General features: G+C 61.3%; 12 protein-coding genes and 1 pseudogene. 11 read left to right on the top strand and 2 right to left on the bottom strand.

Features of this window, described 5'->3' with window-relative positions; translation table 11 throughout:
• Positions 1–110 precede the first annotated feature (110 nt).
• From QJT82_RS35180 to QJT82_RS35170, 3 genes are all read left to right on the top strand, one after another.
• Positions 111–1,229: a Wzz/FepE/Etk N-terminal domain-containing protein gene (locus QJT82_RS35180; protein ID WP_028341557.1), complete on the top strand. Its 1,119-nt coding sequence runs from the start codon at positions 111–113 to the stop codon at positions 1,227–1,229.
• A 389-nt stretch (positions 1,230–1,618) separates the two neighbouring features.
• Positions 1,619–3,043, top strand: a complete 1,425-nt coding sequence (locus QJT82_RS35175; RefSeq protein WP_028341558.1) for an oligosaccharide flippase family protein — start codon at positions 1,619–1,621, stop codon at positions 3,041–3,043.
• Between the two features lie 17 nt (positions 3,044–3,060).
• Complete coding sequence (locus tag QJT82_RS35170) at positions 3,061–4,068, top strand: FkbM family methyltransferase (protein WP_245288757.1); 1,008 nt, start codon at positions 3,061–3,063, stop codon at positions 4,066–4,068.
• Positions 4,069–4,183: 115 nt separating this feature from the next.
• Here the strand turns inward: QJT82_RS35170 and QJT82_RS35165 are convergent, their stop codons facing one another.
• A complete protein-coding gene (locus QJT82_RS35165; RefSeq protein WP_245288758.1) occupies positions 4,184–5,197 on the bottom strand; it encodes a polysaccharide deacetylase family protein in 1,014 nt (337 codons plus the stop codon).
• Positions 5,198–5,533: 336 nt separating this feature from the next.
• Between QJT82_RS35165 and QJT82_RS35160 the strand changes: the two genes are divergently transcribed.
• The 8 genes from QJT82_RS35160 (at position 5,534) to QJT82_RS35125 (ending at position 18,273) form a co-directional block, all read left to right on the top strand.
• Positions 5,534–6,754: a glycosyltransferase family 4 protein gene (locus QJT82_RS35160; protein ID WP_028341561.1), complete on the top strand. Its 1,221-nt coding sequence runs from the start codon at positions 5,534–5,536 to the stop codon at positions 6,752–6,754.
• A 9-nt stretch (positions 6,755–6,763) separates the two neighbouring features.
• Positions 6,764–7,897: a radical SAM protein gene (locus QJT82_RS35155; protein WP_028341562.1), complete on the top strand. Its 1,134-nt coding sequence runs from the start codon at positions 6,764–6,766 to the stop codon at positions 7,895–7,897.
• 17 nt (positions 7,898–7,914) lie between these two features.
• Entirely contained in the window at positions 7,915–9,096 is a 1,182-nt protein-coding gene (locus tag QJT82_RS35150) for a glycosyltransferase family 4 protein (RefSeq protein ID WP_276325431.1), read from the top strand.
• Between the two features lie 93 nt (positions 9,097–9,189).
• A complete protein-coding gene (locus QJT82_RS35145) occupies positions 9,190–10,539 on the top strand; it encodes an O-antigen ligase family protein (RefSeq protein WP_051447928.1) in 1,350 nt (449 codons plus the stop codon).
• Positions 10,540–10,603: 64 nt separating this feature from the next.
• Positions 10,604–11,818 carry a cellulase family glycosylhydrolase gene (locus QJT82_RS35140; RefSeq protein ID WP_155258559.1) on the top strand — a complete coding sequence of 405 codons (1,215 nt, stop codon included), beginning with the start codon at positions 10,604–10,606 and terminating at the stop codon, positions 11,816–11,818.
• Between the two features lie 370 nt (positions 11,819–12,188).
• The gene (locus QJT82_RS35135) at positions 12,189–13,634 is read left to right on the top strand and encodes a hypothetical protein (RefSeq protein WP_028341565.1); all 1,446 of its coding nucleotides are present in this window, start codon (positions 12,189–12,191) and stop codon (positions 13,632–13,634) included.
• Between the two features lie 489 nt (positions 13,635–14,123).
• Positions 14,124–16,859 (top strand): type I secretion system permease/ATPase, encoded by a 2,736-nt coding sequence (locus tag QJT82_RS35130; protein ID WP_080686785.1) that lies wholly within the window; start codon positions 14,124–14,126, stop codon positions 16,857–16,859.
• Complete coding sequence (locus QJT82_RS35125; protein WP_028341567.1) at positions 16,846–18,273, top strand: HlyD family type I secretion periplasmic adaptor subunit; 1,428 nt, start codon at positions 16,846–16,848, stop codon at positions 18,271–18,273. Before QJT82_RS35130 ends, QJT82_RS35125 begins: the two co-directional genes overlap by 14 nt.
• A gap of 124 nt (positions 18,274–18,397) precedes the next feature.
• Here the strand turns inward: QJT82_RS35125 and QJT82_RS35120 are convergent.
• Positions 18,398–19,114, bottom strand: a pseudogene (locus QJT82_RS35120) (hypothetical protein); the annotation flags it as partial.

Genomic DNA, 19,114 nt, shown 5'->3' with positions numbered 1-19,114 from the left:
GATCCCGTTCCGGTTTGATCGGCGGAGGCTTCGGTAGGCCACCAGTAACTGCAGGTTCGAGACAAATGCTGCAAACTCACAGAACAGACAATTCGGCACCTCAGGACCCGATGCCGCCTGAATTCGGTTCGCCGGCCGAATTCGTGGCGGAGGGCTTCGCCTTTTTGCGCCGCCGCCTCTCGATCATACTGCTGACGTGTTTTCTGATGTTTGGCGCCGGCTTGCTCTATCTCGTTGTCACCGTTCCGACGTTTACGGCCACCGCGCAACTCATCGTCGACGCCAAGGCGGCTTCTTCCAACGACACGGCGTCGGCAACGACGGCCGTCGAAAGTCAGGTCGCAATCCTGAAGTCCGAGAGCGTCGCTCGCGCGGCGATCGCGAAGCTCGGTTTGGCGGGGGATCGGGAATTCTCCAGCGGCGCCCTGCACCGTTTCAGTCGGTCGATATCGGGGATGCTCGGCTGGAGCAGACCGGACACGGATGTCGTCACGCGTGATGCGATGGAAGCATTCGCGCGCAAGCTTTCAGTGAAGCGCGCCGGCCTCACCTACATTGTCGATCTCGCCTTCAACTCCGCCGACCCCGATCGGGCAGCGCAGGTCCTGGACACCATCGTAGAGACCTACATTACGACGCAGATGGACGCGAAATACAAATGGGGTCTGCAAAACGAGAAATGGGTCAAGGATCGTGTCAACGAATTGAGCAGCCAGGCGTCGACTGCCAAAAAGGCCGTAGCGGATTACAAGACTGGCATGGCGGCTCCCGCGAACACCGCCGCGGCAGGTCCACCCTCGGCGCAATCGACCGGAACGACGCAAGACGAACTCCGCGAACTGGAAGCCACGGCGGACGCCGCCGCCAAGACGTATGACAGTTTCCTCCGGATGTTGCGTTACATGGACGCCATGCAGCAGCAATCCGCGCCGGTGTTCGAGGCTCGTCTGCTCACCGGGGTGTCTCATCCCTACACGGCCAGCTCGCCAAACGCCCGATTGATACTTGGATCGGCGATCCTCGGCGGCATGCTTCTGGGGATTGGAATTGGATTGCTACGCGACAGGTCTGACCGCGAACGCGCCCCCGCGCGCAGGTCTGCAGGCACCGCACCCGGAGGAACTGCAGTGGTCCAGGGGCTCAAGGCGAGCGGCGTCAAGCCCCATTTCGATGGTTCGTTCAAGGTCGAGAAACAACACACGTACAAGGAGGCCAATCCTGACTTATAGGCGCATGAATTGGCTCCCGATCGCGATACGCAAGCTCGATTGAAATGCCCCCGTACATCACCGTCGAACAGCGCGCGTCGGCGAACCGCCTTCATCGCGATGAAGGCAGCATGCTTCCCGCTGCGGCCACCGGAGTGGGTAATCCAGAAGGGCCGAACGCTCTCCGCAGCCGTGGGGTTATATTCGACCCTGCGACAATGTGTCGATTTGACAATGAGTCGCCTTTGAACGCTCAGCCTCCGCGCAGTCCGCTCCTCCGCCCACGAGGTGCGCCGAACCGGGAATTTCGGGCAAGAGCTCGATCACAATTACTGGGCGCCGCGTGGCGTCCACCAACGTTGGCTTGAGCAATGACGAGCTTTACCCGAGCGCCCGGCGGACCGGCGACCATGTTCAGCAATGTCTTCCGGCAGTCATGGCTGGCCTTGGCATACCGATGCTCGGGCGCCGTCGTCTCCTTCCTCTTCGGCGTAAGCTTTGCGCGGATGATGAACATAGAGGAATACGGCGCGCTCATGTCGTTGCTGACGTTCGCGCTCGTCGCCTCCACGGTCGGCCTCGTCGGTCAGCAATTTCGCGTGTTGCGGGAAATACCAAGCATCGCCGCCCGGAAAGACTACCCGGAGATCGGCTCGATCGTCGCGAAGCGGGTTCGTGTGGCATGTCTGGGCAGCGTTGCCGTGACCGTAATCGCCCTCCTTCCGTTCGTCGCCGCTCACGGCCGCGACGGAATATTCGGAAGCTGGCAATATGCCACGAGCGTGCTGCTGATATTGCCGTTGTCCTTGATCGAAATGCAGAGCTCGCTAGGGCGCACGCTCGGCTCCGTCAATCTCGCGCTCGTTTCGAAGGACGTGTTGTGGCGGTTTCTCATCATATTGCTGGGCGCCGTTCTGTTCGCGACGTATGGCCATCCGCTGCCGGCGCAAGACGTTCTGCTGATTGCGACTGCAATCCTGGTCGTGCTGATCGCCGCTCAGAACATTTACCTGCGGCATCTCGCGGAGGGATGTAAGGTTTTCACCATGGCGGTGAGGCGGTCGAACGACCGGCTTGGCGACGTCCTTTCCAGTTCGGGACCGTTCTGGGTAACCAGCGTCACCAGTATCATGGGCGGCACGATCGACCTCGTCGTCATCTCGGTCATGGTCGGCCCGGAAGCCGCTGGATATTACTACGCTGCCAGCCGGATCGCGCTCCTTCTTGATTTCTTCCTGGCGACCTTCTGTATTCCCGCGGCGCCCCTCATCGCACGTCTGTTCGATGAGAATCGCCATGCGGAAATCACGCGCGTCACGTCGGGAGCGTCATTAGGCGCGTTTGTCGCCGTCCTCGGCTGCGTTGCGACGTTGGCGCTTGGCGGCGACCTCGCGCTGATGGCGTTCGGAGAGACTTTCACCCGCGCCTACAGCGTCCTGATGGTCCTGGCAATCGGCATGCTGGTGTCGACATACTTCGGGATCGGCCCCATCGCCTTGAACATGACGGGGCATCAGCGCGCCGCGATGCACATCGTGGTGATCACCTGGGCGGTGGGGATCCTGGCCATGATCGGCGCGACCTTGGCCTTCGGGACAACAGGAGCGGCGGTTGCCGGCGCCTGCGCGGGCATCGCAACCAGGGCGTGGACGGCGGCCTACATTTATTCGGCGGAAGGGATCGATATCACGGCCACCACGGCGCTCCTCGCGTTGGTCAGGCGCGCAACGGGGGGAGGCGCATCCGAACCGCGTACCGAGGCAATACGGCCGGAAGCCAGCGCCACCATTCTTGACCTGCAGCCTGTTCGCGGCAGTCGGGACACGCGTACATGAATTGGGGAGGTAGTTGAATGCGTTCGCTGTCATCCGAGGACGCGGCTGCTGCAATCGGATTTACGCACGGGAGGCGGTACCTGATGGACCGGGGTACATTCGAATACGAGGTGTCAGGAAGCCGGCTTTCCATGGGCCTGGTGAGGCTTCTGCACACCGTTGTTGCGCGGAGTACCGGGCGCGGTATGGGACTTGCCATGCGGGCGGTCAAGCCGCTTCTGCATTCCCAGCTGTCTTGCGTGCATTTCGCCGACGGCAGCCGCTTGTACTTTGAGCTGAACGACGTCTACTGGAATGCATTCTTCATCGGCCAGCCCGGCATGACCTACGAGCCGGACATAGCGACGCTTCTGCTGCGGCTGAAGGATACCGACTATACGTTCTTCGATTGCGGTGCGAACATCGGATACTGGTCCGTTCTCGTCACGTCGGAAATGCTGGGTCGCAAGCGCGCGATTGCCGTCGAGGCTTCACGGGAGACGCTTGCAATTCTCGAGCAGAACCGCGACGCGAATGATCAGCGCTTCGAGATCTGCCGAAGGGCGTTGTTCGAGTACGACGGGCGCAGCCTGTTCTTCTCCGACGACGGACCTCATTCGGCCCGACACATCGTAACGTCGCAGAGCAGCCGTCCGTCACACACCGAGCCCGTCATGTCGATAACGATCGATGCGCTGGCAAGGGACCAGCAGCTGACCGACAGCGATCGGCTCGTCATCAAGCTCGACGTCGAGGGCCAGGAGGTTGCGGCCCTGAAGGGCGCCCGGCAAGTTCTGAAGCGCGACACGCTGATCATCTACGAAGATCATGGCCAGGATCGCAGCCACGCGACCACGAGGTATGTGTTCGAGGCACTCGGACTTCCAGTGTTTTCTCTTGCTGCAGACGGGTCAGTCACGAGAGTCAGTGACCTCGGCACACTGGATCGCCTGAAGGTGAACCCCAAGATCGGCTACAATTTCGCGACCTGCCCGCCCGGCTCCGGCTTCCATCGCTGGATTTCAGGAATCGCCAGTCACGCATGATCGTGTGGAGCGCTGTCGGCGGCCGATCCTGGCGCACGAGATCGCCGGCCGCTTCTCGTGCCCGAGCCAGAATTCGCGTGCACTCGGCTCTTCGACGCGATCGGAATGCACGATATCAATTGCTGCGACCGAACAGCATCTCGACCGCCGACTGGACGCCATTCATTCGCCCTTCGAACGGAATTCTGCCGTCGGATGGACCTCCGACCGCGATGCGAGGAAGCCCAAAAGGATTCGGCTTGCGATCAGGTATCTGTCCATGCCGAGTTGTGACTGCAGTCGAAAAACCGACTTCCACCGCGAGATCTTGTTCTCGAGGACCGCATGCCCTGGAGTTGCCGTAGGGAAAAGCGACGTGCCGGACCGGGCGCTGAAGCAATGCCTCCAGATAGGTGCGATTACCCGCCATTTCGGCGCGCGCTGAAGCTGCACTCAGGCACGCGAGTGCTGGATGCGATTCCGTGTGTCCGCCAATCGAAGCCAGGGGGTGTCGCGCCAGGGCCTGAAGCTCGCGCTCATTGATGAAATAGGTGTCGTTCAAGGCCTCCAGCGATAGATCGGCCTTGCTGAACGTAGGGGCGAGCATTTCGACTCGTTGGTAATCCTCATGGACCCAGTTGCTCACCTTCTCCAGGGCCGATGCTTTCTCGTCAAAATCGCGACAGCTGAATCGCATGTTCATTGCGTCGATCGCAAGACTGTCTCTCGAGCGGAACAGGTCGCGCAAGCCCAGCCACCACGGTTGCATCGTTCGCGTCACCGCACCCGTTGGAACATAGACGGTGAAGGGCGCGTTATTTCGCTCAAGGATTGGCAATGCAGTCGTGACGTTGTCCTTGTAGCCGTCGTCGAAGGTAAGCACCGCATAGCGGCGCGGTTGCGGATCCACCGCCAGCTGCTCGAGACATGCATCGAGACTGACGATCTCCCATCCTTGCTGGCGCAGCCACTTCAGAGTGTATTCAAGGAAATCAGGCGATGCACCGGTCTTCAGCTCCGAGTGCCAGTCCTGCTGAATCTCATGGAACATCAGGATAGCGGCCCTGCCGGCAAATGCCTTGCGCAAAGCAGGCGCAAACCCCGCCCAACTAGCCGCATGGAATATGGTTCGGCTGAGAAGTCGCTTCACGCGAAGCCACCACCGGACAGGCTGATTGCGTGCAAGCCGACCAAGCGGCTTCGGTGCTCATTTGATTGCGTGTGCGATCTCCCCATGCTCATCCTCAAATAGCCGTCGTGAATGCAGCAATGTTTCCGATGAGAAACAGCCCTCCATTTATCAACAAACCGCGCCGCTCTGGCAACCACGGCGCTGGTACTCACTACTGGGTACCCCAGATTTCATCGCCTCCACTCTGAATGCGCCGCCTGCATCGAACTGCTTTCACGGTAGCTTTTCGTCGGACACAGAGTGCACCGGCCACTGGTGATGCCGGCCTTTGTGATGTGCGTGTCGAGGGCCTTAATGAAAGTACTGCTCGCCAACAAGTTTCTGTTCAACAACGGTGGCGCAGAGGCAGTGCTGCTTCAGGAAAGAATGTTCCTGACGAGCAGCGGGGCGGACGTCATTGACTTCGCGATGCAGCACGAGCGGAACATCGAATCCCGCTATGCAAATCACTTCGTGTCTCGCCAGGAATACCGGACCGGCGGCCATCTCGCCAAGATCAAGGGCGCGCTCTCGTTGATTCACTCGCGCGAAGCCGTGAGCAAACTCGCGTCCCTGATCGAGGAGACCCGGCCGGACCTGATGCATTGCCACAACATCTATCACCAGCTGACCCCGTCGATTGTCGGCGTCGCCAAGTCGCGCGGGATTCCGGTCGTGCTGACACTGCACGACTCGAAGCCGGTGTGTCCGGTGCACACCCGCATGCGAGAGGACCAATTATGTTCGTCGTGTCTCGCCGGAGATTTCCATCACGTGCTGATGCACCGCTGCGCTGACGGCTCGATCGCACAGAGCGCCACGCTTTACATGGAGGCGGTCATTCAGCGCTGGTTCGGCAGCTACGAGAAGGTGGATCGCTTCCTCGCGCCGAGCCAGTTCATGCGGGAGTCGGTGTTGCCTCGGTTCGCAGCGGACCGGGTGCAGGTGCTCTACAATGGCGTGGATGTCACCGGCATTTCGGCGAGCGATCGGGACAAGGGATACGTGCTCTATTGCGGCCGACTCGCGCCTGGAAAAGGTGCGGAGACGTTGTTGCGCGCCCACGAAGCAGCGGACTGCCGGTGGCCTCTCGTCATCGCAGGCTCCGGCCCGCTGGCGGATAATTTGAAGGCGCAATTCACCCGGAATGTGCGTTTCGCGGGCCAGCTATCCGGCGAGACGTTAAAGGAGACGATCGCCGAGGCTTCCGTGGTGGTTGTGCCTTCGGAGTGGTGCGAGAACTGCCCGATGTCGGTGCTGGAGGCGATGGCCTATGGCAAGGCGGTCATAGCGACCCGCGTCGGCGGCATTCCGGAGCTCGTGGACGATCGCGTGACGGGGCTTTTGTTTGAGCCCGGCAATGCGGACGAGCTTCGACATCACCTCGATTGCCTGATGAGCGACGCCGCACGCCGTGCAGGCATGGGAGCGGCAGGAAGAAGCCGCGTCGAAGCGGACTTCTCTCTCGAGAAGCATAACACCGAACTGATGGCCGTCTACCGATCACTGGTGAGCGAGCGGCATTCATCGCATTGAGGATTGCAAATGGACCTCACCGTCATCTCCACGTTTCGTTGCAACTCGAGATGCCAGATGTGTTACATCTGGAAGAATCCGACCGATCCAAAGGAAGAGGTCACGCTCGAGACCCTGGCGAAGCTGCCTGGGGGGTTCGATAATCTCAATATCTCCGGCGGAGAACCGACTCTGCGGAAGGATCTGGCCGAGATGGTGGACCTGCTCCACCCCAAGGCCCGAATCATAGAGATCAGCTCGAACGGCCTGCATCCTGAGCGTCTCCTCCCCATCATCAAGAAGCACCCGAAGATCAAGGTTCGTTTCAGCCTCGAGGGTGACGCGACCACCAGCGACTGCATCCGCGGCGAGAAGGACGGCTATGCCACGAAGGTAGCCGGACTTCGCATGCTGCAGGAGGCAGGCGGGCAAGACCTGGGATTCGCCTTCGTCATCCAGGACGAGAATGTGGCTCAGCTCGTTCGAACCTATGAACTGGCGCGTTCGATGGGGTTCGAACTTGCGACCTCGACGCTGCACAACGCGTGGCAGTTCTACAAGAACGACAATTATTTCTACGAGCGCGTCGCGGTGGCCCGGCAGGTGGAAGGGCTTATCACTGCGATGCTCAAGAGCAACAAGCCGAAGAACTGGTTTCGCGCCTATCTGAATTTGGGCTTGATCGAAAAGATCCTCGGCCACCCGCGGTTGATACGCTGCAGCGCGGGCACTGATTTCGCATTCATCGACCCCTGGTCCGATGTGTGGGCCTGCAATGTGCGGTCGGACCTGCCGCTGGGCAACCTGGCGCGCCAGTCCTGGAGTGAGATCATGGCCAGCGACACGGCCAAGAACTCCGTCGCCAAGGTTCACGCTTGCCAACAAAACTGCTGGATGGTGACGACCGCGCGCACGGCAATGCGCTCAACGCTGATTCCGCAGGCACCGAAGATGGGGCCGCTCATCTGGGTGCTGAAGAACAAGCTGAAGGTCGAGCTCGGCCGGCCGATCTGTTTCGATCAATACATTGATTATTCCAACGTCGCGCCTACTCCGCGCGTCCAGCGAACGTCGTTCCTCAACGAAAAGCAAAAGGCGCGATTGGTGCGCGGGAGAGAGACGGTCGACGCCCGATATCCGCTCAAGGAATTCTTGAATAACTAATTTGACAGGAGGGTGCAGTGAGTGCGGATCATCTGGTACTGCGGGTGATCATGCTTGGCCTGCGTGGATTTCCCAATGTGCAGGGAGGAGTGGAAGTTCACGCAGAGCACCTCTGCCCTCATCTCAAGGAACTGGGCTGCGACGTCGAGGTGATCGTTCGCTCCTCGTATATGCCGCCTGATCGCGGCAACGAGTGGCAGGGTGTGCGTTACCAGCGGGTATGGTGTCCGAAGACCTCGGGTCTCGAGACAATCGTCCATTCGTTCCTCGGAGTGCTTGTCGCCGCATGGCAGCGGCCGGACGTGTTGCACATCCAGGCCATCGGACCGGCCTTGATGGCGCCACTCGCGCGCTTGCTGGGATTGCATGTTGTCGTGACGCACCACGGCCCGGATTACGAGCGAGAGAAGTGGGGCCGATTGGCCAGGATGGCCCTGCGCGCCGGCGAGGCCTGGGGAATGCGATTCTCCGACGGCCGCATCGTCATCTCCCAGACCATCCGAAAGCTGGTGCGGGATAAGTACGGCTTGAATTCGGACCTCATTCCAAACGGCGTCACCTTGCCTGACGTGCCGAAAAGCACTTCGGTGCTGGACAAGCTTGGGCTTACGCCGGGGCGATATGTGCTGATGGTGGGCCGGCTGGTGCCAGAGAAGCGGCACACCGACCTGATTCAGGCCTTTGCCGATGCCGGGCTCACGGGATGGAAGCTCGTGTTCGTCGGCGCTTCCGAGCATCCAGATGCCTATACCGAAATGCTTGCGGCACGCGCCGGGGCGACCGCTGGGGTGATCATGGCGGGCTTCCAGTGCGGCCTCGCACTGCGGGAGCTATACGCCCACGCAGGCATATTCGTTCTGCCATCCTCGCACGAAGGCTTGCCGATCGCGCTACTGGAAGCTCTGAGCTTCGGTTTGCCCGTGGTGGCCAGTGACATTCCTGCTCACCTGGAGATCGGATTGAATGACGCGCACTATTTTCATGTGGGAGATGTATCAGGGCTCGCGGATCGCCTGGCATCGTTTGCACGCAGTCCGTGGCCGTTGGAGCTGCGCGAGAAGACACGCAACTGGTTGGCTGAGCGGGAGGACTGGCGCTCTATCGCGGAGCGCACTCTCGGATGCTATCGCAGAGCAATCGAGCCTCGTCGAGGCGGTCCTCATGCGCGGTCCCGGACGGCGCCGCCCAGCACCGCCTAGCGAGCTGCGCACGCGGCGTGCCGGCCAACGCGCCATGCCCGTCCCGCGGTTGAGGTATTGCCTCAAACCGATCGAACCAAAGCGACGTTTAAGATGAATACACTGCTGCTGTATTTTCTTATCTATACGTTCTTTCGATCGATCTCCAACGGCCTCGACCGTCTGTCCGGGACGAGCTTTTCCATGATCCTGTCGCTCACCGTCATCGGGATCGGTGTTGTGGCCGCCTGGCACGCGCGACATGTCAAGATACATAAAAGACTGTTCGTACTCCTGATAGCCATGTCCGTCTTTGTTGCCGCTTGCATCCTGTCTTTTGTCACCAATGGCTTCGGAGCCGGCAAGATCATCAACCAGTATACCGCCTTGTACGAGATGTTCAGGTACGTGCACCTGATCATGTTCGTCGCACTACTTGCTGCCCTTTATCGTCATCCGGATTTTTGCCCGCGCCTCCATCGTGTTTACATGTGGCTGTTGTTCGTCATTTCCGCGGTGGGGCTCGGTCAATACCTGACCGGTCATGCAGAGCTCGTCACGCAATACGACAAGTTTGAACGGGTGGCGGGTCTTTCTTCGCACCCCGTACCCTACAGCCTGGAGATCGTGCTGACCTTTTTCGTTTGCGAGCTGTCGCGCCGGAAAATGCGGCTTCCCATTCAGCACTTTCACCTCGCGGTGTACTCGCTGTTTGTTGTTGCCCTGGTGCTTTCCGCTTCAAGGACCGGAGTCGCTCTGCTCGGGGTGGCCCTCAGCGTATACCTTTTTGTCCAGAGGCCTGCCCTGCTTCCCGCGTTCGCGGCAGCATTCGCGATCCTCATGTGGGCATCTCCATTTGGAGAGTTGTTCTCGGACCTGAAAACCGTTCCAGACTACATCATGAACGGCGAATATGTGGTGTGGGACTGGCAAACCGCAGTGACCTCGGTCCATTGGCGCATTCACCACTGGTACTATCTGTCCACACTTGGGTTGGACCGAGCATGGATCGGATATGGCCCCGGTCAAACCCCGCTCTACAGTCCGTTCCTTCTGCAGGCACACAATCAATTCGTGGAGATATTCTTCGATACGGGCATGGTAGGCCTGATCTCCTTTGCCGCGTTCTGGTTCAGCCTTCCGGTGGCTGCAATGTCCGACCGGCGACGGCTCATCAACACATTCGGGAAAAAATCAGTGGAAGCCGGAATTCTGCACTTCTGGGTCGCCATCTTTGTCGGCGTGACGCTGGTTGCATTGCTCGATCAAAGCTTTAACCGGGAAACAGTGGCGTTCTCGCATTTGATCGTCACCGTTTTCATAGTCCTGTCCCAGCCGGAGGCGGTCGCCGCACGAAGCCCCGGATGGTCCTTCCGCCAGCTTTTGATGACCGCCGGTTCGCCGGCCGATGTAGCATTTGGAGAACGTAACCTTGCAGTCGCGGAAGAACGGCGCTCCACCTAGATCTCAACCTGGATTGAGCCGGCGTCACGCACTTCGGGCCGTCGCCGGCGCGGCTGCGTACGGCGTGACGCGATCGCCGGTCTTCGGACAGCCAACCGCCGAGCCGTCCCTTGCTCGCCAGTCGGACGTCGCGTTCGCGTCGTCGCACGACCGCCTGCGCGGCATAAACATCCAGCAGCCTTTCGCGCATTGGCAGACGGGTGAGCCCTGGAACATCCGTAGGGGCTGGGACAGCTGGATGCCGAAACAGCGGCTCGAAAGAATTGCCGCCAGTGGAGTCGACTTCCTGCGCATCTGTGTCGATCCAGCGCCGCTGCTCGCCGTCGAGACCAAGGCTGATTTGACCTCAGGCATCGAAACTGTCCTTCGATCGGTCGACGCTGTGCTTCAGGCCGGCATGAAGGTGCTATTCGACGTTCACGTCAGTACGGAGCACACGGACTGGAACATTCAGACGTTGACCGATGGAATCGCAGGCCCGCATTTTCTGCGTCTTGTCGAAGTGGAGACGAGCATCGCAGCGGCGTTGCAGGCGAGATATAATCCCCAGTCGGTCGCGTTGGAACTGTTCAATGAACCGCCGCCGCCGTCGGATTTCAGCTCCAAGACGGCTTGGGCGGAGCAGCTCAAACATCTTTACGACGCGGTGCGATCAGCCGCTCCGAAACACACGCTGATCCTTTCAGGAATGAACTACGCGAGCATCGATGGTCTGCTCTCGATCGACGTAAACGCCTTCGACGCGAATACAATATTCGTGTTTCACTACTACGAGCCGTTCATCTTCACGCTTCAGGGCGTGAATGTGTCCTATAACAAGTATGTTCATCGCCTCCAATTTCCCCCACAACCCGACGACCGCGTTCGGGTGATCGAGCGAGCGACGGGTCTGGCGAAGTCGGACGAGCAAACCTCCGTGTTGCGAAAGACGTACCTTGTCGAGCAGTTGAGCAACAACGCAGGGCAGTATTTCGATGTCCCTCAGGGTATCGAGTTCATCCGTCGCAGGGTCGGTGAGGTCGCCGCCTGGTCCGACAAGAACAAGGTCGATCGCAAGCGCGTCATGTGCGGTGAGTTCGGATGTTTTGGCGACTTCGCCGGTCGCACCGGTGCCGCGTTATCGGATCGGGCGACGTGGTTGCAGTCGGTGCGTCAGGCCGTCGAGGAAAACGGATTTGGCTGGTGCGTTCACGACCTCGATGAGTCGTTTCGCATCACCAGCGACAACGGCGCATTTATCCCAGAGCTCCTGACAGCGCTCGGTCTGCGCAATCCATGAGACCGTAGGCTGAGCCAGGCGAGCCGACGCGACCTTGCAGAAATCAAATGTGGCGCGAAACCGACCAACGCTGCAAATTTCAGCGGAAAATCGCCCGTGTGGAGTGAATGTCGGTCAGGTTATACGTGTGTATAAATCACACTTTGAAAGTTTTTTTGCCATCTTTGATTATTAACCCACCGACTCAGCAGTCGGGGGGGCAACTTCCAAAATCCCACTGCTTGAAATCTCCTCGCGGTTCGAGGCTGCAATTCTTTGGAATCGGAATCTGTTCGCGGCTGAAGTCGCGAGCATGCAATCTGTCGCACATCTTTGATGCGCGGCAGCGGAATTCCTCGTCCTTAAATTTGGTCTGCAATGGAGAACTAAAGTGGCGCTGACCGATGTCATCTATCAAAACACGCCTGGTAACAGCGAAGGGTTTCCGCTTGGCGTCCCAACAAGCTATTCCTGGTACGGCGGGAGCACCGGCCATACAGGCAGCACCCCGCCCTCCAATTTCACCTCCGTCACGGGGTGGGGACAGGTCTATCCCGAATCCGGGGCAACCAACGATTCTAATCCGGCCAACGTTCAGATCGCCGACTTCCAGACGTGGGTGCATCTGAAAACTGGCGGCTGGGTCCTCGTGCAAGATCAGGCGACGGACCCGATCGCCGGATCTCAGTTTCTCGCCGACTTTTCCGGAAACACGAACTCTGCCTGGAGCGTGACAAGGCAGGCGGACGGCAGCGCGATGGGCGCTGCGCCCCTCAGTGGATACAACGACCATTTCTGGCCGGGCTCACGCGGCAGCTATTCCGCCGGAACGGTCGATGGCGTCTACGTCCAGGCCAATATGAGGACCACTGATCCGAACGAGCATCTCGTTGCCGATCTGGGAGCTGACTGGTGGTCGACCCCGACAGCCGCATACGTCGACGGGTTCTCCAACAATCCCGGTGCCGGGATGAGCGATTGGGTCGAACTGACGACGAGCTACAAGACCCTTTACTTCACCTCGATGACGTCTGCGCAGTTGCAGGCCGACCTTCCGCCTCCGCTGAAGGGCACCTCTTCGCCGACGACGCCCACGACACCGACGACGCCTACGACGCCGACCGACCCGACGATACCGTCGCAGCCGACGACGCCGACCGACCCCACGACGCCGACAACCCCCACGACTCCAAGCGTGACCGCACCGGTGCTCGACGTCGCGGACAAGTCGCTCTGGGTGGCCGGCAGAGGCGGTCAGGTCGACCTGGGGACGACTCTTACAACGACCGACCCCAACGATAACCTCACCCTGAATATCATGGGACTGCCGCGATACGAGACGATCACGACCGGCGATGGCACGACGCTCAGGGGCAACAACATCACCCTGACGTCCGCGCAGGTCGACAGCGGACTGACGCTGACGTCGAACTACAAGGGCAATGCTCATCCGGTCGCGAACCTCACGCTGACCGCGAGCGCTATGGATCCGACCACCGGCGCTGTGATGTCGTCGGACCCGCAGACGATCCGCGTGACGGATCCCCGGCCGTCCAGCTCGACTGGCGGAAACACCGGGAGCTGGGCAAACCACGGCTTTGCGCAGTGGCAGCAGCAGATGGGCGTGGACACCAGCACCCTGGCGAACACGGCATCGCAGACGACCGGCTGGGGCGATCAAGGCACGCGAGCGTCCCAGGCAAGCCAGGGCTTTGCGCTGCTGAACCAGTATCTGGCCGGTAGCTCCGGTCGGGTCGACGGTGGTCAGATCGCAGCGGCCATGTCGAATGGGACCGGCTGGACGCACAACTCGTTCCTGAGCAAACCTCAGGGTTGATCCGGCTACTGCACCCGGGCGCTCTGCGCCCGGGTGCAGTACCATCAACGTGTTGGGAATTGGAAACGGGCGGTCGATCGCCGACGGTAACGGCGAAGGGACTGTCACGCGCGGGTCTTGATCTCGGTTGGCTTCATCGCCCGCATTTGTTTCCGAGCGATCAAAACGCGTGCTGGCGCAACGGGTTCGGGTATGCGGCAAATTTGCGCGCAATTTACCGGTGCAAAAATCAAGATTTGAAACTTTTTTCGCCATTTTTGCGCATTAACGAACCGGTTCAGCAGTCGGGGGGCAGGTCTAAAATCCCACTGCTTTGAAATCCCCTCGCGGTTCGAGGCCCTAGTGCTTTGATGTTGCTTGCGCCTTTTGGCTGCGAGCAAGCGGTATGTCGCATGCTCTGTCGATGCGCGGCATTGGAATTCCCAGTCTTTGGAAATGCATGAGAAGGAACACAACCGCGGCCGGGTAGCCGCGAAGGGTTGAGTAAGAATGGCGATCCAGAACGGAAATGCCCCCGCTGCAGATCTAGGGCTTCGCGCGCTAGCTCTGTTCCTGCGCCTCCATGGCGTGAATACTGTGCCGGACCAGCTCCGCGATCGTTGCGGGAGCGACGAGATCGGCATTCGCGCGATGCTTCGCTGCGCGCGCGAATTCGGCGTCAAAGTCCGTTCGCGGACAATGGATTGGACCCGCCTTGCGGGTATCCAGCTGCCCGGAATCGCCTCGCTGCGTGACGGCGGATTTCTACTGCTGGGCAAGATCGACGACCAGGTGGCGCTTGTGCTGCACCCGACCTCGCCGCATCCGAGCCGGATGACGCGCGCGGAATTCGAAGCGATCTGGGATGGCGGTTTGATCTGTGCTGGATCACAGAGCCTCGCACAGCGCGCACGTCATGCATTTTCCGACATCCGCACGCGCTCGTTTGACCTGGGCGCCGGCCTGATGCACCGCGCCGGCGAGGGCCTGATGCGTGCCCGTGACGGCCTCACGAAGAGCTTCTCGGCGATGAGACCTGGCATCCTGATGCGCGGGCCTCGCGACGAAGCCGCAATCCATCCGGCAAACACAAACACCGAATCCCCGGCCGCCGGCGTCGAATCCGAGCATGACGATGAATCCGGGCTCATTGCGCTGGCGATCTTGCTGCGTTGCCATGGAATCGCTGCCGACCCCGGTCAAATTCGCCACCGCATCGGCTCAGCGCGCCTCGGCGTTACTGAAATCCTGCGCTGCGCCAAGGATTTCGGGCTCAAGGCAAAGGTGCAGCGGACGAGCTGGAACAGGCTTGCGGTCACCCCGCTGCCGGGAATTGCGGTGCTGCGCGACGGCAGCTTCCTGATTCTCGGCAAGGTTATCGACGACAAGCTTCTCGTTCAGCGCCCGCTGTCTCCGCGCCCCGAAGCAATCACCCAGGCCCAACTCGAGGCCATCTGGGACGGCGGCATCATCCTGATGGCCCGGCGCGCCAGCCTGACCGATCTCGCGCGGCGCTTCGATATCTCCTGGTTCGTCGGCGCCATGCAAAAGTATCGTCGCCTGCTCGGCGAGGTGCTGGCGGCGTCGTTCTTCCTTCAGATCTTCGCCGTTGTCTCACCGCTGTTCTTCCAGGTGGTGATCGACAAGGTGCTCGTGCATCGAAGCATGAGCACGCTCGACGTGCTGGTCGTCGGGCTTGTCGTGCTGACCGTGTTCGAGGCCGTTCTCGAGACGCTGCGCGTCTACCAGTTTGCGCATACGACAAACCGTATCGACGTCGAGCTCGGCGCCAGGCTGTTCCGTCACCTGTTGGCGCTGCCGATCGCCTATTTCCAGACCCGCCGCGTCGGCGATTCGGTGGCGCGCGTCCGCGAGCTCGAGAACATCCGCCAGTTCCTGACCAGCTCGGCGCTCACGCTGGTGATCGATCTGCTGTTCACCGTCGTCTTCCTCGCGGTGATGTTCTATTACTCGACGACGTTGACGTGGATCGTACTGGCGTCCTTTCCGCTCTACATCGGCATCTCCGCGGGAGCCGCGCCGCTGTTCCGTCGGCGCCTCGACGAGAAATTCAATCGCGGCTCCGAGAACCAGGCCTTCCTGGTCGAGAGCGTCACCGGTATCGAGACGCTGAAGGCCATGGCGGTCGAGCCGCAGATGCAGCGCCGCTGGGAGGAGCAGCTCGCCGGTTATGTGTCCGCAAGCTTCCGCGTGCTCAGCCTGAACAACACGGCGAGCCAGGCGGTCCAGATGATCAACAAGCTGGTCATCGCCGCGACCCTTTACTTCGGCGCCCGCCTGGTGGTCAGCGGGGACCTGACTGTCGGCGAGCTCGTCGCGTTCAACATGCTGGCCGCGCGCGTCAGCGCGCCGGTTCTGCGGCTCGCACAGATCTGGCAGGATTTCCATCAAGCCCGCCTGTCGATTGATCGTCTCGGCGACATCCTCAACACCATTCCCGAGCCGAGCTTCACGCCGGCCCGCGCGGCGCTGCCGCCGATCCGCGGCCAGGTCACATTCGAGCACGCGACCTTCCGCTACCGCATCGACGGCCCCGAGGTGCTGCACGACGTGTCGTTCAGCGTCGAGCCAGGCCAGGTCATCGGCATCGTGGGTTCATCGGGCTCGGGCAAGAGCACCATCACCAAGCTGATCCAGCGTCTCTATGTCCCGGAGAGCGGACGCGTGCTAGTCGACGGCGTCGATCTCGCGATGGTCGATCTGAGCTGGCTGCGGCGCCAGATCGGTGTCGTGTTGCAGGAGAACGTACTGTTCAACTGCACGGTCCGCGACAACATCGCGCTGGCCGATCCGGCGATGCCCATGGAGCGCGTCATCGAAGCGGCGGAGCTAGCCGGCGCCCACGACTTCATCCTCGAACTGCCGGAGGGTTACGACACCGTCGTGGGCGAGCGCGGCAGCAGCCTGTCCGGCGGGCAGCGCCAGCGAATCGCAATCGCGCGTGCACTCATCACCGATCCGCGCATCCTGATCCTGGACGAGGCGACCAGCGCGCTGGACTACGAAAGCGAGCGCGCGATCCAACAGAACATGAGGCGGATTTCCGCCGGACGGACCGTGTTCGTCATCGCCCACCGGCTGTCGACGGTGCGCAATGCAAACCGGATCATCACCCTCGAGCATGGCCGCATCGTCGAGGACGGCAGCCATGACGAGCTGATCCGCACCAACGGCCGTTACGCCAACCTCCATTATCTGCAGGCCGGTATCCATGACGTCCGCTAGCCGCAATGTCGTCGCGTTCCCGAGACGCGAACCTCGCCGCCGCGAGCACGAAATCGCCTTTCTGCCGGCGGCGCTCGAGATCGCCGAATCGCCGCCGTCGCCGATCGGCCGCGCGATCGGGGCCTGCATCATCGCCGCGTTCTGCATCGCGCTGTTGTGGGCGACGCTCGGCAGCGTCGATATCGTCGCCAGCGCGACCGGCAAGATCGTGCCGGGCGGGCGCACCAAGCTGATCCAGCCGTTCGAAACGGGTGTGGTCCGCGCCATCCGCGTCCGCGACGGCCAGAGCGTCAAGGCCGGCGACGTCCTGATCGAGCTGGACCCGACAATGACGGAAGCCGACCAGGAGCGCCAGAAGAGCGATCTGCTTGCAGCCGAGCTGGACGTCGCGCGGCTGCGCGCCGCGCTGGCCGCAGACCCGCTCGCGGCCTTCCGGCCGCCGCAAAACGCAAGTGCGGCCGAAATCGAGATGCATCGCCAGTTCCTGATCAGCCAGCGCGCCGAACAGAGCGCAAAGCTTTCTGAAATCGAGCGCCAGCAGGGTCAGAAGGAGGCGGAACGGGCGACCACATCGGCGAGCGTCGACAAGCTGGAGGCGACGATCCCGGTACTGAAGGAGCGCGTCGACATCCGCAAGGGTCTCGTCGAGAAGGCATTGGCGTCGAAGGTCGTCTATCTCTCCGAATATCAGGAGCTGGTCGCCATGCAGCAGGACCTCGTCCTGCAGCAGAGCCGGCTGCGCGAAGCCGATGCGGCGATCGCGCTGCTGAAGGAGACCAAGGACAAGACTGCCGCGGAGTATCGCCGCGCGACCTATGATGCCCTTGCGAAGGCCGAGCAGAAGGCCGCGAGCGCCGCCCAGGAGGTGGTCAAGGCGGATCGGCGAACGAAACTGCAGAGCTTGACCGCGCCGGTCGACGGCGTCGTGCAGCAGCTTGCCGTTCATACGGTGGGCGGCGTGGTGACGCCCGCTCAGGCGCTGGCCGTCGTGGTCCCGAGCGAGAGCCAGCTCGAGATTGAGGCCATGCTCTCGAACCGCGACATCGGCTTCGTTCATCCCGGCCAGAAGGCGGAGATCAAGGTCGATACGTTCAACTTCACCCGGTACGGGCTGCTTCATGGCGATGTGCTCAGCGTGTCGACGGATGCCATCACACGCGACAAGCAACAGGGCGGCCCCAATGACCGGACACTGGGCTCGGCACAGAGCAGCAGCGAGCCTAAAGGTCAGGAGCTGGAATATGCCGCGCGCGTTTCGCTCGACCGGACGCACATGCAAATCGAGGACAAACTCGTCAAGCTCGGGCCGGGCATGGCGGTGACGGTCGAAATCAAGACCGGCACGCGCAGGATCATCAGCTACCTGCTTTCGCCGCTGGCACGCTACCGGCAGGAGGCCCTGCGCGAACGGTAAAGCGAAGCGCGTCGCCGGCCATTGCGGCCGAGCGACGCGCCACTCGCTTCAGAGCGAAGCTGATCGCGGTGGCGCCGGTCGTTAAGACGATCGCGGTGAAATTGCCGGTGGATTGGCGCATGCGCTATCGGCGCAGCGCCTCCAGGCGCGATTTCGCCTCCTGGACTCCCGCGGCGTTGGCCTTGGCATAGAGGTCTTGTGCCCTGCGCTCGTCACCGCGCGTGCCGTAAGTCCCCCATTTCGCAAGAATCAGGGGATCGTAGGTTTCTGCCAGCGCGAAGCTCGCCTGGGCGCTGCCCATTTCCACGGCGCGCTCGAGGACAAGCCGCGCCGCGCCTATGTCGCCCTGACGCAGCAAGGAGCTCGCCCGCGCCACCAACCCTCCCGCTTCCGCAGCCTGCTCGGGAGCAGGCTGAGCAACTGCGCGAGCGGGCGCCGCTCGTGTCTGTTCGGCGACTGGATTGGTGGCCACTTCGATGGACTTGTCGCGCGCGGTCGCACCGGTCGTCAACGCCGCGCCGTGCGCTTTGCGATCCTCGACCTCATACGCATGGATTGCGCTCCGCGACAAAGGGAGGTGCTGCGCCTGCACGTCGACCCTGGCGCGCAATTGCCTCAATTCGGCAGCGCTGGCTTCCGCTGCCTGCTTCTGCAGCACGATTTCCTCGCCTGCTTTTGCCACCCGCGCCGTCTGGGTCTCGCTGTCGCGATGCGCTGCCGCCAGATCTTGCTCCAGCCGCGCGGACCGCTCGCGCTCCTTTTGCAGGTCGGAAGTCGGATCGTAGCCATGTCGTTCTGTGAGCCAAGGAGTTGCCAGACATATTTGTCTTCCTAAGACCGC

The organism is Bradyrhizobium sp. Mp19 (genome assembly GCF_029952935.1).
GTDB classification, from domain to species: domain Bacteria; phylum Pseudomonadota; class Alphaproteobacteria; order Rhizobiales; family Xanthobacteraceae; genus Bradyrhizobium; species Bradyrhizobium elkanii.
The sequence above is the reverse complement of the archived record's forward strand: the minus strand, read 5'-3'. Positions and strand labels throughout refer to the sequence as shown.

Excerpts from the sequence above, each read along its gene's own strand:
- QJT82_RS35180 (WP_028341557.1), top strand. The coding sequence starts at position 111 with ATGCCGCCTGAATTCGGTTCGCCGGCCGAATTCGTGGCGGAGGGCTTC.
- QJT82_RS35175 (WP_028341558.1), top strand. The coding sequence starts at position 1,619 with ATGTTCAGCAATGTCTTCCGGCAGTCATGGCTGGCCTTGGCATACCGA.
- QJT82_RS35170 (WP_245288757.1), top strand. The coding sequence starts at position 3,061 with ATGCGTTCGCTGTCATCCGAGGACGCGGCTGCTGCAATCGGATTTACG.
- QJT82_RS35160 (WP_028341561.1), top strand. The coding sequence starts at position 5,534 with ATGAAAGTACTGCTCGCCAACAAGTTTCTGTTCAACAACGGTGGCGCA.
- QJT82_RS35155 (WP_028341562.1), top strand. The coding sequence starts at position 6,764 with ATGGACCTCACCGTCATCTCCACGTTTCGTTGCAACTCGAGATGCCAG.
- QJT82_RS35145 (WP_051447928.1), top strand. The coding sequence starts at position 9,190 with ATGAATACACTGCTGCTGTATTTTCTTATCTATACGTTCTTTCGATCG.
- QJT82_RS35130 (WP_080686785.1), top strand. The coding sequence starts at position 14,124 with ATGGCGATCCAGAACGGAAATGCCCCCGCTGCAGATCTAGGGCTTCGC.
- QJT82_RS35125 (WP_028341567.1), top strand. The coding sequence starts at position 16,846 with ATGACGTCCGCTAGCCGCAATGTCGTCGCGTTCCCGAGACGCGAACCT.